Raw genomic sequence first — 15,173 nt, forward strand, 5'->3', positions numbered from 1 at the left:
ATGGGCTTTGACATTCCGACACTGTTCGCCCCGTTGATGGCTGCTTTTCTGCCGTTTGTGCGCATTTTGTCGTTTATCCATTTCAGCCCGGTATTTGATCAACGATCCATTTCCCGGCGCATCAAAATTGGCCTCGCTATTGCGCTTACGGCGGTCATTTCCCCAATGCTGCATCAAGTTGTGGTGCTAACTGAATTGCTTTCGATGCGCAGCGTTGTGCTGATTGGTGAGCAGATCCTGTGGGGCTTTCTGTTTGGTGCCATGTTGCAGTTGGTTTTTGTGGCCCTGCAAACCGCCGGACATATTCTTTCAATGAATATGGGTCTCGGTATGGCGGTAATGAATGACCCCAGTAACGGCAACTCCACCACGGTAATTTCACAAATAATCTTTGTTTATAGCGTGCTGCTTTTTTTCACCATGGACGGGCATCTGCTGCTCGTCACCATAATGTATAAAAGCTTTACCTATTGGCCACCAGGACAAGCAATCACTTCGTTGTCGCTGCAAACCCTGGTTCAAAGTCTCGGCTGGCTGGTTTCCTCATCCGTATTAATCGCGCTACCTACCGGTTTTGTGATGCTAATGGTGCAAGGCTCGTTTGGCTTACTGAACCGTATTTCACCGACGCTGAACCTGTTTTCGTTAGGTTTTCCTATCAGCATGCTGTTTGGCCTGCTGTGCCTTGCATTGATGGTCAGTAATATCCCTGAGCACTATCTCAGCCTGACGAATTACATTCTCAGCAAACTTGATTCGGTAAGGGTTTACTAATGTCAGGTTCGGGAGATAAAAGCGAAAAGGCTACCCACGGCAAGCTTCGTAAAGCGCGCGAAAAAGGGGATATTGCGCGTTCAAAAGATCTGACGATGGCCGCTGGTCTGGTCACATCGCTTATCACTCTGATGATCTTTTTCCCGTTCTACCGCCAGCTGGTTCAGGACTCCTTTTTTTCCGTTGCGACCATGGCGGGAAAACTCAACGACGATGCAGCTCTCGAACAGTTCTTGATGCATCATGTCTGGTTGCTGCTGAAATTCGTTTTGACGTTAGTACCCATTCCGCTGGTTTGCATCATTTCAACGCTGGTACCCGGTGGCTGGATTTTCACACCGAATAAGCTGCTTCCCGACTTCAAAAAGATAAGCCCAATCAGTGGTCTGAAACGTATGTTTTCATCCAGCCACTATGTTGACGTCCTGAAAATGCTGCTGAAATGCAGCGTGCTGATGGCCGTCTTATGGTCGCTGATTCAGGATAATTTGCCTGAATTGCTGGGCTTACAACGCATATGGTTGCGCCAGGGGATTGAAGAAGGTTTGTTGATTCTGCGCCAGTCATTCTGGTGGTTGATCGGCGTGATTATCATCTTCGCTTTTATTGATGTGCCGTTATCTATTTTCATGTTTATGAAAAAGATGCGCATGACCAAACAAGAAGTACGCGATGAACATAAAAATAACGACGGCAACCCACAGGTAAAAGGGCGAATCCGCCAGTTGCAACGGCAAATGGCGCAGGGGCAGATTAATAAAGTCGTGCCGACCGCTGACGTGATTTTAACCAACCCGACCCACTATGCCGTCGCGTTGAAATATGACCCAAATAAGGCGCAGGCCCCTTATATTCTCGCCAAAGGGATGGACGATATCGCCCTGTATATTCGAGAAGTCGCCACTCAAAACCAGATTGAAATCGTTGAGTTTCCACCGCTCGCGCGTGCCATTTATTACAGCACGCGCGTAAACCAACAAATTCCTTCCCAGCTATTTCGCGCCATTGCACATGTACTCACCTACGTGATGCAGATTAAAGAGTGGCGCAATGGACGCAGCGATATAAAGCCGCAATTGAACAAGCATATGGACATCCCAAAAGAGGTAATGAAAACAGATGGCAAACGGTAAATTTACGGGTTACTTCAACCTGATTCGGCGAAGTAACGTGAGTATTCCTCTGTTATTACTTTGCGTGCTGGCTATGATTATGCTGCCACTGTCGCCGTTAATCCTCGATATTCTGTTCACCTTCAATATCGTGCTGGCCGTCATTGTGTTGCTGGTTTCGGTCAACAGTAAACGCCCGCTCGACTTTGCGATTTTCCCGACCATTTTGCTGATTACGACGCTAATGCGTCTGACCCTGAATGTCGCATCCACTCGCGTGGTGTTATTACATGGTCACGAAGGGGAAGGTGCGGCAGGTAAAGTCATTGAAGCTTTTGGCCAGGTGGTTATCGGCGGTAACTTTGTCGTCGGCTTCGTGGTGTTTGTGATCCTGATGATCATCAACTTTGTGGTGGTCACCAAAGGTGCGGAGCGTATTTCCGAAGTCTCCGCACGATTCACGCTTGATGCGCTTCCAGGCAAGCAAATGGCGATTGATGCTGACCTGAACGCAGGCTTAATTAATCAGGAGCAGGCTCGACAGCGCCGCCAGGATGTCTCCGGTGAGGCAGATTTCTATGGTGCAATGGATGGTGCATCGAAGTTTGTGCGCGGCGATGCGATTGCCGGGATTATGATCCTGATAATCAACATTATCGGCGGTATCTGTATCGGTGTATTTGCCCATAATCTCGATGTTGGCCACTCCTTCCAGCAGTATGTTTTACTGTCCATCGGTGATGGTCTGGTCGCGCAAATTCCTTCTCTGCTGCTTTCAACTGCTGCGGCGATTATTGTGACCCGCGTGGGTGACGGTAACGACATCAGCACCGAAATTAACACGCAGTTACTGGCGCGCCCTTCCATTCTCTATACCGCCGCGTTTGTCATGTTCGTGCTGGCTATCGTGCCGGGTATGCCACACATCGCGTTCCTGAGTTTTACCGCACTGCTAATTTTTGCTGGATGGAAACAGAGCAAAAAAGTGGCAGCACCACAGCCGATCATTGAAATTGATGCCATCAATGAAGCAATTTCCCACGACAATCCACCCGTTATTGACTGGGACAGCATTCCTCAGGTGGAACCGATTGGTTTGAATCTGGGCTATAAGTTGGTGACGCTGGTGGATACCACTCGAGGTAGCCCGCTTTCTCAACGTATTCGTGGCGTGCGCCAGGTGATTTCTGAAACCTGCGGCGTACTGTTGCCCGAAATACGGATTCGGGAAAACTTCCGCCTGAAGCCCTCTCAGTACGCAGTTCATATCAACGGTATTCGCATTGCGACCGGTGAAGTGCATGCCGACAAATTAATGGCAATCCCAGGGGCGGAACTGTATGGCGAAATCGATGGGGTGCTGGATACAGACCCCGCTTATGGCATGGCGATTACCTGGATATTACCGGAGCAAAAAGCGAAGGCGCTGAATCTGGGTTATCAAGTGGTGGATTGTGCAAGCGTCGTCGCAACTCACGTTAATAAAATTGCGCGCAATTATTTGCCTGAATTGTTTAATTACGACGACATCACGCATTTACATCATCGTTTAAGCCAGCAGGCGCCGAAGTTGGCAGAGGATTTGATTGCTCAACTTAACTACAGCCTTTTGCTGCGAGTTTATCGCCAGTTATTATTAGAGCAGATTTCACTGAAAGACATTAATACCATTGCAGCGACTCTGCTTGAAAGTGCCGCATTGACGAAAGATCCGGTGCTATTAACCTCGGATGTGCGCTTCGCGCTGCGCCGCGCCATTATCCATAATATCAACGGAGAAAAGCGCAGCCTTCAGGCTTATACACTGGATAATGAACTGGAAAACATTCTGCTCAACGCCCTCAATCACGCACAGCAAAGTGGAAAAGTTGGACTGGATAACTTCCCGGTTGACCCGAATATTCTGACGCAGTTACAAAACACGATGCCAATGATTCAGGAGCATATGAAAGCGCAAGGTATGGCGCCATTGCTGCTGGTAACGCCACAATTACGCCCGTTAATTTCTCGCTATGGCCGCCTGTTTGCTTCTGGTTTGCATGTGTTGTCTTATAACGAAGTGCCTGATGAAGCGGATCTGAATATTGTGGGGACGCTGGCCTGATGGGTAGCCCAGCGCTAAATATGATGAACGCTGGGCTAGGTACGAATATAACTTTGTACAAAATCTATTTTCTTCAATGGGCGCGAAAATAGAAAACCCTGCGCCAGTTCGACATTGTGTTTTAACAACATCGACGTTTGCGCCATGGTTTCTACCCCTTCAGCAATAATTGAAGCATTATTTTTATGTGCTTCAATTATGAGCTCAGGAGTTTTCTCGTTACTACCATTCTTAAGGCAGCTGCGGTCCAGCTTGATAAAATCGCATGCGGCCTGCGCCAGTTTGTTTTGTACATCATCAATACTGCCCACATCATCCCAGGCAAAAGAAAACCCAGCACTTTGCAATTGCTGAATATTTTTCTCACCACTTTCCGCTAATTCTTCAGCAGACTGCGTTATCTCAAAAATCACAGATTTTGCTGGTATTGCGAATACTTCCTGAAGCGCCATAATGCTTTCTGAAAAGGTTTCATCATTGAGTTGATGGGGTGCCAGATTGATACTGAGGAAGAAATCAGGTTTGCGCGATAACACCTCTTGTTGTAAAAACTCAAAAGCTTTACCGATGATATATTTTCCGACATTAATAATGCCGTCATTTTCTTCAAGCTGCTGTAGAAATTGCGCTGGCTGAATGATGTTGTGCCGATGCATCCCACGTAATAGCACCTCGGCACCGACACACTGGAAAGATGACAAATTGAAAATTGGCTGGACGTAAAAATCCACTACGTTAGAAAAATCGCTATGGGTTATTTTTCTAAGAATAAAATTTGAGCCAATGTCGCTCATGTTATTACCTCTTTATAATATGGGCCAGAGACAAACTACAAACGTGGACTCTCAGCGCGAAAAATGGGCTCAGGCACAAATATATTTCTGTGCAAAAACTTCTTTATTTACAGGCGGGGAATAATAGTATCCCTGACAAGCAGTAACGCCTTGTTCGAGCAACCAATCTCGCTGCCAGGCATATTCCACACCCTCGGCAACCAGCTGTAATTTTTTGGTCTTACATAACAAGATGATTTCACGAGCCTGCGGCAAACACTCTTCATTGAGCAAGCTACGGTCGAGCTTAATGACATTGCTGCAAAATTCACGGCTGTTTTTGCTCAAATCATCGAGATGACTAATATCATCCCAGGCAATCACAAAACCTTGTTGCTGCAACCAGCTGGCATTCTGCCGGCCTTGTGAACTGAGGGAAATATCCGTTTCAGTAATCTCAATGGTCACTTTATGGCTTGGGTAGCCTGTTGCATCAGTAATACTTTTAATTTTCTCAACGACACTGCAGTCGTTGATTTCGATAGGCGAAAAATTACTACTGATACTGAAGTTATCCTGTTGGTGGAGGTCATGTTCCTTACTGAATTGAATAGCTCGTTGCAGTACGTAAACCCCGACCTTACGAATATCTTTATTTTGTTCCAGCAGACCAATGAAGCGGTCCGGGAACACAAGCTTGCTCTCAACTCTCCCACGCACTAACGCCTCAGCACCCACACATTGGCCATCAACCATGTTAATAATCGGCTGCAAATAAATGACGAGAGACTGCTCAGGATTCCCCTGAGAAATATTAGCCAGTATCTTTCTGACATCCTCATTATCAACCGTCATTTTATTTTCCTTCCATGATTAAGACTAAATATGAAGCGGCCCATTCCTGCATAATTCACCTCACTATTTAGTCATTTGCAGTGTAAATCGCATTTTTCCCTGAGTGCTTCGCCTCATATAACGCTTTATCTGCTTTGGTTATAATATCCTGTGCACTTTCACCTGGCTGCCAACGCGCGATGCCACAGCTAAAAGTTACATTCAATGTGGTTTCTCGCCATTGCCGCTGGCATATGGTAATGCGCCATGTTTCCAGCAAGTCAAAGTAGACATCGTATTCCCCGCCATGGAACAGCACGACCAATTCTTCCCCACCAAAACGATAAATATCATAGTCCGGCTCGATTATAGATTTACCAACCTTACTGACATATTTAAGCACCGAATCACCTACAGTGTGACCAAACGTATCATTGATACTTTTAAAATTATCCAGATCCAGGATTGCCAGATAGAATGGGGAATTGCAATCAATCAACTCAGCCATTCGGTCATCAAATTTACGCCGGGTTCCAATTCCGGTTAAAGCATCTTCACCCGAAATACGGCGAACTTCTTTAAGTTCAACCTGGCTATTTTTTATTTTAGTATAGATTTTTTCCAGATCCTGCGTTTGGCCATCATAACTAATGCCGTTGACGCCCATATACAGACGGCCAATTATCTCTCTGATGTATACACGACATAAGCAAAGCAAAATTACATATATGATTAGGCATACTGAAATGATGTATATCAATGATTGTGGAGCATCATTAATAAATTCATTATATTTTTCGTCATCAACAATCGTAAATGCTAACCAATATGGATCGGTAAAAGAGCGGTAATAAATATGTTTCTTTGTTTCTTCATCATAAAAATGGCCTTCTAAATCAATGGATTTTTCAACCCATTTTAATGGCACTTTTTGACGAAAAATATCTTTAATATTTGCATTCATAATGACAGTGCCATCTTTTGAGGCGACTAAAAACTTCCCCTCAAAAGGAACCACCACATTTATCAAGGCAGAACTCATGGTATCCATATCCAAGTCAAAACCTATGTTTCCATATTTTTGTAGTTCTTCATCAAACAGGTTCATACTCACGGTGATAGTACGAACTTCAGGATCACTAGACTCAGCAAGGACATCTGAATAAGGCTCAGAATAATGAATACCTTTTTGGTTTTTAAGACTTGGATACCAGGGGCGTTTACTTGGTATGAAATCATCTCGTTTTATTTCTGGGTATGTACGGTAATTATCTTTGATATCAGAAATAATAGCTGTATCAAAAAAAGATAATGTATTAACAATTGATGCAATAATTGAATGAAGGATTCCTTTCTCTTCATTAATAAAAACCTGAGTGCCGGCATATGTCATTCGGCTATTCAGAATCTGGAATACAATATCAATCTCTTCTAACTGGCGATTAACACTTTCCATTGCTGTATTATGTGTAAATCGCGTCAGGTTATTTTCAAAAACTTCTATATTATTTTTATGTATATTAGCAAATGACCAAATAGAAACCATCATAAAAGGAATTAACATCACCAAAAATAATACGGTCAGTAAACGGTTCACTGTGCCTGACTTTTTACTAACTTCCATGTCTGAAATCCACTTAACAATGCCATAACCCGATACTGATGCCTTGACGCCAGATCTTCACACTTCATCAAAACAAAACGACTCATGAACTCAAATTCTTAAATTTGCCGATCAAAAAACTCCAAAAAACCGTGCATTCTTTTTTTTTTTATCGTCTCCTTAACTCAGTAAAAGCACTCTATTGCCAATAGGAACAACATGACTATCGAGACTATTTCCCCGGTACAGGCCAAAATTCTGGTCGCTCAAGGAGCCGCGTTGATTGATATCCGCGAGCGGGACGAACATGCCCGTGAGAATATCCCTGAGGCGCATTTACTCTCGCTTTCGGCCATCGAAAACGGTGACCGCCTTGGCCCATTCGACCCTTTCGATACCGTGATTTTTCATTGCCAATCCGGCATGCGCACCACGCAAAATGCCCAAAAGCTGGCTGATGCTGTGGCTCCGGCGAAAGTTTTGATCCTCACTGGTGGGTTGGATGCCTGGAAGAAAGACGGGCAGGAAATTCTGGCGGATAAATCACAACCATTACCTTTGATGCGCCAGGTACAAATTGCTGCGGGTACGTTGGTGCTTGCAGGCGTAGTGCTGGGTTATGCAGTACATCCGGGTTTCTTCTTACTTTCAGGATTTGTGGGTGCAGGTTTGCTCTTTGCAGGTATAAGCGGCTTTTGTGGCATGGCACGTCTGCTAGAAAAAATGCCGTGGAACAAACGTTAGGTTAAATCGACATGTATCCTGCCGCTTTGGGCTATGGTTAACGATAGACGTTGTCTATTTATCTTCGTTGAAAGAGGAAAACTATGTTCAAAGCAGGCGATCTGGTGCAGCCCAAAAAAGGCGGCCCAAAATATGAAGTTCTGGATGTTCAGGGAGATACTCTGTTCTGTACGCCCAGAAGCATTTTGACAGGCGAAACAGTCACCTTAAAGGCAGAAGACGTTGCGCTGTATAAAGAAGATGACGATTTTGGCGTTTGCTAATGCTTATCTCAGGCGGGTCTTGTTTTGCCCGCCGAAAAACTATTATCAGTAACCTCTTTCATAACCTGCAAAAAAGCATTTCACTGCAGTATCAGCATTCACTTCTTTGAAAAAATCTGCCACCAGTTCTTTGTCGAGGTTGTAGCGACGAGTCAAGACCCCAGCTTCCCATGCAGCGCGTTGGCGGTCGCCCGTTTGTTCTGAAATACGATGGCTAAACCCCAGCACAAACCCGCGTTTGTAGTCCGAGCAAAAGCGAGTCACCCTGGTGACACTGTCAGCTTCACGGGCTTTCAGCCCTGCCATCAATCCCTTTCCAAAATGATTATCCACTTGAATGCTCCTGTTGATCACATCGCTATATAACAAATTATATAACGAATTTTCAGGCCCTGGATAGCCTTAAAAATGAGGCTATGCATGAAAAATTTAAGATAATGATTTTAAATGAAAAATTAATAGCCAAACGACAAAATCAGGAAACTCTGTCTGATATGTCTCATTTAGCGGATTTTATTGACGAAATGCCTTTAAATAAAAATTTATCACTAATTGTCGAATTGCACGTAGGGATATAATCTAGCCGACATAAACAAATCATTTATTAGCACTGCCATTAGCACTCAATGGCAGTGTATATCGCTAATTATCATTCGGAGTTAGAATAATGTTTTCTCCTGAGTCACGCCTGCGCCATGCAGTCGCAGATACTTTTGCGATGGTAGTGTATTGCTCGGTTGTGAACATGATGATTGAAATCTTTCTCTCAGGCATGAGTTTTGAGCAATCACTCTCTTCGCGCCTGGTCGCCATTCCCGTAAACATTCTGATTGCCTGGCCATACGGTTTTTACCGTGATGCATTTATGCGTTTTACCAAACGCTACAGCCAGGCAAGTTGGGCGAAAAATCTCGCCGATGTACTGGCTTACGTGACTTTCCAGTCACCTGTGTACGTCGCTATTTTGTGGTCGGTTGGAGCAGACTGGAATCAAATAGTCGCGGCGGTAAGTTCAAATATCATCGTCTCGATGCTTATGGGCGCTGCATATGGCTATTTTCTTGATTATTGCCGTCGTTTATTTCGTATCAGCGGTTATCGAAGCGCAAAAGCAGAGGTGTGATAGCGTTGAGGTGTGAACCCAACAACGCCTCATTCGAATTAGTGCTCGCCAAATAAGCCAGACAAGTAACGTTCCAGGGCGACGCGTGAACTAAATCCATGCGGAATACCGTAATGCTGATGGGTTTCACCAGCCAGATAGAGTGGAAATTGCTGATAGTGATCGCAGGTTTTTACATCTGTCGCAGGCTCTGCCAGAGTCTGGCTTCGTTCTTTTAACGTGGGGTGAATGATCAAAGCTGTTCGCCCCATCCGCGCCTCACGATTTACATAAACGTAGTTTTCCCCACGCCGGTATCCGTAGGTTTTCGGTGTCACTATATCCATGGTAAAACCGGCTTTTTCAAGAACGCGGGCCACCTCATCAGGTCGTAAATACATATTTTTTCCTCGTCATCTTCTATTGCAGCGCAACCTTACAATAACCAGCATTAGCAACGCTTTCAGATTAGTCCATAAAGACGGTGAAAGAGAGTGAACTGACTCATTACTAAAAATTATGGTCTACACTGAGTAGTACATCGCAAAAAGGGAGAAACCAATGTTTAACCGCGTAAATCGAAATGATGTAGACGAAGGCGTTGATGATATTAACCGTGACGTGAACCAACTGGCTGACACGCTGGAAGAGGTTCTTAAATCGTTCGGTAGCGATGTTAAAGAAGAAGGGGAAGCTGCCCGCAAAAAAGCGGAGTCTCTGCTTAAAGAGACCAGAGCCCGCCTTCATGGTCGCACCCGCGTAAAACAGGCCGCTTGTGATGCGGTAGGTTGTGCCGATACATATGTACGAGATAAACCATGGCAGAGCGTGGGTATCAGCGCCGCTGTAGGTATTTTCATCGGGGCTTTATTAGCTTCCCGTCGATAATCCGAAAAGTGTAGTGATAATAAATATGCGTCTAACCCCGGAGCCACTTCCGGGGTTTTTTATATCCGTAATTCCTCAAGCGGCGTCTTTGTTGGCTATTTGATTTCAGCTAATCGCATCGCGTAGCTGTTTCGCGGCTTTTAACGCCATCGCTTGTGAGGTGAGATTAGTAAAACTCATCAATATTCCCCCTTCCCCTGTTGTCACCATTCGCCAGTCACTTAATGCTTGTACCGCAAGCCCTGCATCGCGAGCTTTAGCCACCAGTACACGGTCATCACCCTTTACGCGCATCACCAGTTGAATGCCTCCCGCCTGTGGGACGACATCAAACCCCTGTTGTTGCAGAGCATTCTCCAGCCATACTCTTCGCTCGCTGTAGCACAAACGCATCTTTTTCAAATGCCGCCAGAAATGCCCTTCGCGCAGGAAATCTGCAATGGTTTGTTGAATCAACAATGGGGCAGTACATGGCAGGAAATGTGTGTGCTGTGAAAATGCCTCAACCTCCTGTTGCGGCACCACCAGCCAGGCGACGCGTAAAGCGGGAAACAAAGATTTACTGAACGTTCCGGCATAGATAACGCGCTGCGGACCATCGAGGCTTTTTATCGGCGGCAGCGGTTTTCCGTGGTAGCGGAACTCACTGTCGTAATCGTCCTCAATAATCCAGCTATGATTTGTCGCAGCCCAATCAAGCAACTGGCGACGGCGAGTTATGGATAAAGCCACGCCCAGCGGGCTTTGATGAGCCGGGGTCAAAAGTGCAAAACGCGCATCGGGAAAATGATTAATACCATAATCAATCTGCATCCCTTCACCATCGACCGGCACCGGATGTAATGCCATCCCCGCTTCTGAAAATACCGGGCGTACATAGCGATAACCGGGATCTTCGAGCCAGACTCCGTCACCAGGTTTGGCTAGCGCATGCACAACCAGCCTCATTGCAGCCTGAAAACCTGCGGTGATGAAGATCTGCTCCGGCTGGCAGTCGATGCTGCGTGAAAAACGTAAATAATCGGCAATGGCCTGGCGTAAAGTCGATTCCCCATTCGCTTCGGGTAACACTAAATCGTAGCGTGTTTGCAGACGTAAGCGCCGTCCCATAATTCGCGCCCACAATGCGCGCGGGAATGCATCCAACGCGGGTAAACCCACCTGGAACGGACGTGGCGTACCTTGCGGTTGGCTGGTTGTCGTCTCGGGGTTATTTGCGCCTTTCGTCACCGACAAGCTGACAAAGGTCCCTGCCTGGCCACGTCTTTCCAGCCACCCTTGCGCAACCAGCTCCCCGTAGGCATTTTCCACTGTTGCCCGGGCCACCCCAAGTTCCAGCGCCATGGTGCGACTTGACGGCAAACGGCTTCCGGCAACCAGCTCGCCATCACTGATTGCCTGCTTAAGCTGTCGCGCGATTTGCTGGTAACGCGGTATCGAATGGTGAGCACTCACTACGGGTTCAATCGACCTTGCCATTATGGCCTGCTTTATTAGTTAATTTATGGCTCTCTTTAGTAGTCCATCATAGTGCTAAATTGCCCGCACACCAACACGAGGATTACCCCATGATTGAATTACGCCAGCCTTATTACGACCTTTCCCCAGCCGTATTTAAGCCTATGCTTCAGGCACTGAAAGGCCTGGAATCAAGCTCGCTCGGCTCGACCCTGATTGAACTTGTTTTCCTGCGCGTCTCGCAAATTAACGGCTGCGCCTATTGCCTCGAGATGCACTCAAAAGCACTGCGCAAAGATGGCGTAGACCAGACCAAGCTAGATGCATTGGCGGGCTGGAAAGTGAGTAATCACTTCAGTGATAAAGAGCGCGCGGCACTGGCCTGGGCCGAAGCAATAACCTTGATTACCGAAGGTGGTGCAGAAGATGCAGTGTACCAACCGTTGCTGCAATTCTTCACCGCACAAGAGATTAGCGATCTTACTTTCACTGCAAGCCTGATGAATGCGTTCAACCGCCTGGCGATCAGTATGCGTATGTAGTTTTTTCTGGTCGGATTAGCACAGCGACACCCGCACAATAGTGGTGGATTTCGCTAACGCTAATCCACCCTAAAAATTCTTTTTTGCCCGCAACCTGCCCCGCTCATCACCTTTGCTGTCCTTATCGAAAAAGACTATATCTTGTATGGTTGATTATTTTAACACCCACATCTAGTATTCATATTCTCAACATCGGAGAGAATAAGAATCATGCGCATTACCATATACACTCGAAATGACTGTGTCCAATGCCACGCAACTAAACGCGCCATCGAAAGCCGTGGGTTCACTTACGAACTGATTAATCTCGATTTAACCCCGGAAGCCGCCGACGAATTACGCGCCCTTGGTTTTCGCCAGTTGCCGGTTGTGGTCACAGAACAAGAGAGCTGGAGCGGATTCCGGCCGGATATGATCAACCGTCTGCGCAACCTGGCGACTGCATGAGTCATCTCGTCTACTTCTCCAGCACCTCGGAAAATACTCTGCGTTTTGTCGAACGCCTGGAATTACCCGCACTGCGCATTCCGCTGGATTTCAAACAGCGGCTGATCGTTCCAGAGCCTTATATTTTGATAGTGCCAAGCTACGGCGGCGGCGGAATTGCCGGCGCCGTACCGGCCCAGGTCATTCGTTTTTTAAATAATCCGACGAATCGCTCGTTACTGCGCGGTGTGATTGCCAGCGGTAATCGAAATTTCGGCGAAGGATTTTGCCGGGCGGGCGACGTGATAGCCCAGAAATGCCAGGTACCGTATCTCTATCGTTTTGAGTTACTCGGCACCGAGCAAGATATTGAAAACGTGCGTAAGGGAGTCAAAGAATTTTGGCAACGACAGAAGCTATCAGCGTAATGGCGACGGAAAGCGCGGATTATCACGCACTCAACGCCATGTTGAATCTTTATGATTCCGAAGGCCATATCCAGTTTGAGAAAGATAAGCTGGCGGTAGAGCAATTCCATAAACAACATGTGCTACCCCGTTCGCGCCAGTTTCCCCACCAGCAAGCTCGCCTCGACTATCTTGTGGCTGAAGGTTATTACGACAATGCCGTGCTACAACGCTATGACAGTCGTTTTGTCGTCACGTTGTTTGAGAAGGCGCTCAACAGTGGTTTCCAGTTCCAGACATTTCTCGGCGCCTGGAAGTATTACACCAGCTACACCCTGAAATCTTACGACGGTAAAGAGTATCTGGAACATTTCCCGGACCGTGTGTGCATGGTGGCGTTAACACTGGCGCAGGGTAACGAAAACCTCGCCACGCAATTGATGGATGAGATGCTCAGCGGCCGATTCCAGCCTGCCACGCCCACTTTTCTGAACTGCGGGAAAATGCAGCGCGGCGAACTGGTGTCCTGCTTCTTGCTGCGAATTGAAGACAATATGGAGTCGATTGGCCGCGCGGTAAATTCCGCATTGCAGCTTTCGAAACGTGGCGGTGGCGTAGCTTTCCTGCTCTCCAATTTGCGTGAAGTTGGCGCGCCGATTAAACGCATCGAAAACCAGTCGTCCGGTGTTATTCCGGTGATGAAAATGCTGGAAGATGCGTTTTCGTACGCCAACCAGCTCGGTGCGCGCCAGGGCGCGGGCGCGGTTTATCTTCACGCCCATCATCCCGATATTTTGCGTTTTCTCGACACCAAGCGCGAAAATGCTGATGAAAAAATTCGCATCAAATCGCTCTCGCTTGGCGTAGTGATCCCGGATATCACTTTCCAGTTGGCGAAAGATAACCAGCCGATGGCGTTGTTCTCGCCTTATGATGTCGAGCGTATTTACGGCAAGCCATTTGGTGATATTGCCGTCAGCGAACTTTACGAAGAAATGCTGTCGGACGAGCGTATTCGCAAAACCTTTATTAATGCGCGTGATTTCTTCCAGACACTGGCCGAGATCCAGTTTGAGTCTGGTTACCCGTACATCATGTTTGAAGACACGGTAAATCGCGCAAACCCGATTGCCGGGCGTATTAATATGAGCAACCTGTGTTCAGAGATCTTGCAGGTTAATAGCCCTTCTACTTACGACGAAAACCTCGATTACCAACAAACAGGTAAAGATATTTCCTGCAATCTCGGCTCACTGAATATCGCCCATACCATGGATTCCCCCGATTTTGGCGAGACTATCGAAGTCGCAATTCGCGGGCTAACAGCGGTTTCCGATATGAGCCACATTCGCTCAGTACCGTCGATTGAAGCAGGAAACGCCGCGTCACACGCCATCGGCCTCGGCCAGATGAATCTCCATGGTTATCTGGCGCGTGAAGGTATTGCTTACGGCTCGCCAGAAGGTCTGGATTTTACCAATTTCTATTTTTATACCGTGACCTGGCATGCAGTACGCACATCAAATTTACTGGCACGAGAACGCAAACAGCGCTTCGCAGGTTTCGAGCAATCACGTTATGCGAATGGCGAATATTTCCGCCAATATCTGCAAGAAAGCTGGCAGCCAAAAACCGAGAAGGTGCGCGCGTTATTTGCCAAAGCCGGGGTCGCTATTCCCAGCCGCGAAGAGTGGCAACAGTTGCGTGACGACGTAATGGAATACGGCCTGTATAACCAGAATTTGCAGGCTGTCCCGCCGACGGGTTCGATCTCTTATATCAACCACGCAACATCAAGCATCCACCCGATAGTCTCACGTATCGAGATTCGCAAAGAAGGTAAAATCGGTCGTGTTTATTATCCGGCTCCGTTTATGACTAACGACAACCTGGAGTTTTACCAGGATGCCTACGATATCGGCCCGGAAAAAATTATCGACACCTATGCGCAAGCCACTCGCCACGTTGATCAAGGTTTATCGCTGACACTGTTTTTCCGCGATACCGCCACCACTCGTGACATTAATAAAGCGCAGATTTATGCCTGGAAAAAAGGCATCAAGACGCTCTACTACATTCGCTTGCGCCAGATGGCACTGGATGGAACGGAGGTGCAGGGCTGTGTGTCCTGCGCTTTATAAGG

At 46.9% G+C, this 15,173-nt stretch carries 17 protein-coding genes; 11 read left to right on the forward strand and 6 right to left on the reverse strand.

The features are described 5' to 3' along the window. Genes fliR through EDF88_RS09435 form a run of 3 tightly spaced genes read left to right on the forward strand, consistent with a single transcriptional unit; the run spans nt 1 to nt 3,990 of the window. A complete protein-coding gene (fliR, locus tag EDF88_RS09425; RefSeq protein WP_134184334.1) occupies nt 1-774 on the forward strand; it encodes a flagellar biosynthetic protein FliR in 774 nt (257 codons plus the stop codon). Beyond that, entirely contained in the window at nt 774-1,907 is a 1,134-nt protein-coding gene (gene flhB, locus EDF88_RS09430; RefSeq protein WP_134184336.1) for a flagellar biosynthesis protein FlhB, read from the forward strand. The genes fliR and flhB overlap by 1 nt, the downstream gene beginning before the upstream one ends. After that, nucleotides 1,894-3,990, forward strand: a complete 2,097-nt coding sequence (locus tag EDF88_RS09435) for a flagellar biosynthesis protein FlhA (protein ID WP_134184338.1) — start codon at nt 1,894-1,896, stop codon at nt 3,988-3,990. The genes flhB and EDF88_RS09435 overlap by 14 nt, the downstream gene beginning before the upstream one ends. 35 nt (nt 3,991-4,025) lie before the next feature. Here EDF88_RS09435 and EDF88_RS09440 read toward each other — a convergent pair whose 3' ends face one another. The 3 genes from EDF88_RS09440 to EDF88_RS09450 all read right to left on the reverse strand — a co-directional run bounded on the left by EDF88_RS09440 (nt 4,026) and on the right by EDF88_RS09450 (nt 7,221). Further along, a complete protein-coding gene (locus EDF88_RS09440) occupies nt 4,026-4,784 on the reverse strand; it encodes an EAL domain-containing protein (protein WP_134184340.1) in 759 nt (252 codons plus the stop codon). Between the two features lie 69 nt (nt 4,785-4,853). Beyond that, nucleotides 4,854-5,618 carry an EAL domain-containing protein gene (locus EDF88_RS09445; RefSeq protein ID WP_134184342.1) on the reverse strand — a complete coding sequence of 255 codons (765 nt, stop codon included), beginning with the start codon at nt 5,616-5,618 and terminating at the stop codon, nt 4,854-4,856. Nucleotides 5,619-5,685: 67 nt separating this feature from the next. Continuing rightward, complete coding sequence (locus EDF88_RS09450; RefSeq protein WP_134184344.1) at nt 5,686-7,221, reverse strand: sensor domain-containing diguanylate cyclase; 1,536 nt, start codon at nt 7,219-7,221, stop codon at nt 5,686-5,688. 198 nt (nt 7,222-7,419) lie between these two features. Here EDF88_RS09450 and EDF88_RS09455 point away from each other — a divergent pair, with 198 nt between their 5' ends. Next, nucleotides 7,420-7,944, forward strand: coding sequence for a rhodanese family protein (locus EDF88_RS09455; RefSeq protein WP_134184346.1), 525 nt, complete (start codon nt 7,420-7,422; stop codon nt 7,942-7,944). An 83-nt stretch (nt 7,945-8,027) separates the two neighbouring features. Beyond that, complete coding sequence (locus EDF88_RS09460; RefSeq protein ID WP_134184349.1) at nt 8,028-8,207, forward strand: hypothetical protein; 180 nt, start codon at nt 8,028-8,030, stop codon at nt 8,205-8,207. 45 nt (nt 8,208-8,252) lie between these two features. Here EDF88_RS09460 and EDF88_RS09465 read toward each other — a convergent pair whose 3' ends face one another. After that, nucleotides 8,253-8,540: a DUF2623 family protein gene (locus EDF88_RS09465; protein WP_064513252.1), complete on the reverse strand. Its 288-nt coding sequence runs from the start codon at nt 8,538-8,540 to the stop codon at nt 8,253-8,255. A 334-nt stretch (nt 8,541-8,874) separates the two neighbouring features. Between EDF88_RS09465 and alaE the strand changes: the two genes are divergently transcribed. Next, complete coding sequence (gene alaE, locus EDF88_RS09470; RefSeq protein ID WP_064513254.1) at nt 8,875-9,330, forward strand: L-alanine exporter AlaE; 456 nt, start codon at nt 8,875-8,877, stop codon at nt 9,328-9,330. A gap of 38 nt (nt 9,331-9,368) precedes the next feature. Here alaE and EDF88_RS09475 read toward each other — a convergent pair whose 3' ends face one another. Next, complete coding sequence (locus EDF88_RS09475) at nt 9,369-9,710, reverse strand: DUF2002 family protein (RefSeq protein WP_064513255.1); 342 nt, start codon at nt 9,708-9,710, stop codon at nt 9,369-9,371. A gap of 160 nt (nt 9,711-9,870) precedes the next feature. Between EDF88_RS09475 and EDF88_RS09480 the strand changes: the two genes are divergently transcribed. Next, nucleotides 9,871-10,197, forward strand: coding sequence for a DUF883 domain-containing protein (locus EDF88_RS09480; protein WP_034457412.1), 327 nt, complete (start codon nt 9,871-9,873; stop codon nt 10,195-10,197). A gap of 105 nt (nt 10,198-10,302) precedes the next feature. Here the strand turns inward: EDF88_RS09480 and EDF88_RS09485 are convergent, their stop codons facing one another. Beyond that, nucleotides 10,303-11,634: a PLP-dependent aminotransferase family protein gene (locus EDF88_RS09485; protein WP_134184866.1), complete on the reverse strand. Its 1,332-nt coding sequence runs from the start codon at nt 11,632-11,634 to the stop codon at nt 10,303-10,305. A gap of 131 nt (nt 11,635-11,765) precedes the next feature. Between EDF88_RS09485 and EDF88_RS09490 the strand changes: the two genes are divergently transcribed. The 4 genes from EDF88_RS09490 to nrdE all read left to right on the forward strand — a co-directional run bounded on the left by EDF88_RS09490 (nt 11,766) and on the right by nrdE (nt 15,171). Then, a complete protein-coding gene (locus EDF88_RS09490; protein WP_064513258.1) occupies nt 11,766-12,197 on the forward strand; it encodes a carboxymuconolactone decarboxylase family protein in 432 nt (143 codons plus the stop codon). Nucleotides 12,198-12,407: 210 nt separating this feature from the next. Beyond that, nucleotides 12,408-12,644 carry a glutaredoxin-like protein NrdH gene (gene nrdH / locus EDF88_RS09495; RefSeq protein WP_134184351.1) on the forward strand — a complete coding sequence of 79 codons (237 nt, stop codon included), beginning with the start codon at nt 12,408-12,410 and terminating at the stop codon, nt 12,642-12,644. Beyond that, nucleotides 12,641-13,051 (forward strand): class Ib ribonucleoside-diphosphate reductase assembly flavoprotein NrdI, encoded by a 411-nt coding sequence (gene nrdI / locus EDF88_RS09500; protein ID WP_134184353.1) that lies wholly within the window; start codon nt 12,641-12,643, stop codon nt 13,049-13,051. Before nrdH ends, nrdI begins: the two co-directional genes overlap by 4 nt. Then, the gene (gene nrdE, locus EDF88_RS09505) at nt 13,024-15,171 is read left to right on the forward strand and encodes a class 1b ribonucleoside-diphosphate reductase subunit alpha (protein ID WP_134184355.1); all 2,148 of its coding nucleotides are present in this window, start codon (nt 13,024-13,026) and stop codon (nt 15,169-15,171) included. The genes nrdI and nrdE overlap by 28 nt, the downstream gene beginning before the upstream one ends. The last annotated feature ends 2 nt before the right edge of the window (nt 15,172-15,173 follow it).

This window comes from Buttiauxella sp. BIGb0552 (assembly GCF_004366275.1).
In the GTDB taxonomy this organism is placed as follows: domain Bacteria; phylum Pseudomonadota; class Gammaproteobacteria; order Enterobacterales; family Enterobacteriaceae; genus Buttiauxella; species Buttiauxella gaviniae.

Bases quoted from the DNA above. Each gene is read 5' to 3' on its own strand.
- EDF88_RS09490 (WP_064513258.1), top strand. From the start codon at position 11,766: ATGATTGAATTACGCCAGCCTTATTACGACCTTTCCCCAGCCGTATTT.
- EDF88_RS09450 (WP_134184344.1), bottom strand. From the start codon at position 7,221: ATGGAAGTTAGTAAAAAGTCAGGCACAGTGAACCGTTTACTGACCGTA.
- fliR (WP_134184334.1), top strand. From the start codon at position 1: ATGGGCTTTGACATTCCGACACTGTTCGCCCCGTTGATGGCTGCTTTT.
- alaE (WP_064513254.1), top strand. From the start codon at position 8,875: ATGTTTTCTCCTGAGTCACGCCTGCGCCATGCAGTCGCAGATACTTTT.
- EDF88_RS09460 (WP_134184349.1), top strand. From the start codon at position 8,028: ATGTTCAAAGCAGGCGATCTGGTGCAGCCCAAAAAAGGCGGCCCAAAA.
- EDF88_RS09455 (WP_134184346.1), top strand. From the start codon at position 7,420: ATGACTATCGAGACTATTTCCCCGGTACAGGCCAAAATTCTGGTCGCT.
- nrdI (WP_134184353.1), top strand. From the start codon at position 12,641: ATGAGTCATCTCGTCTACTTCTCCAGCACCTCGGAAAATACTCTGCGT.
- flhB (WP_134184336.1), top strand. From the start codon at position 774: ATGTCAGGTTCGGGAGATAAAAGCGAAAAGGCTACCCACGGCAAGCTT.
- EDF88_RS09445 (WP_134184342.1), bottom strand. From the start codon at position 5,618: ATGACGGTTGATAATGAGGATGTCAGAAAGATACTGGCTAATATTTCT.
- nrdH (WP_134184351.1), top strand. From the start codon at position 12,408: ATGCGCATTACCATATACACTCGAAATGACTGTGTCCAATGCCACGCA.
- EDF88_RS09440 (WP_134184340.1), bottom strand. From the start codon at position 4,784: ATGAGCGACATTGGCTCAAATTTTATTCTTAGAAAAATAACCCATAGC.
- EDF88_RS09435 (WP_134184338.1), top strand. From the start codon at position 1,894: ATGGCAAACGGTAAATTTACGGGTTACTTCAACCTGATTCGGCGAAGT.
- EDF88_RS09480 (WP_034457412.1), top strand. From the start codon at position 9,871: ATGTTTAACCGCGTAAATCGAAATGATGTAGACGAAGGCGTTGATGAT.
- EDF88_RS09475 (WP_064513255.1), bottom strand. From the start codon at position 9,710: ATGTATTTACGACCTGATGAGGTGGCCCGCGTTCTTGAAAAAGCCGGT.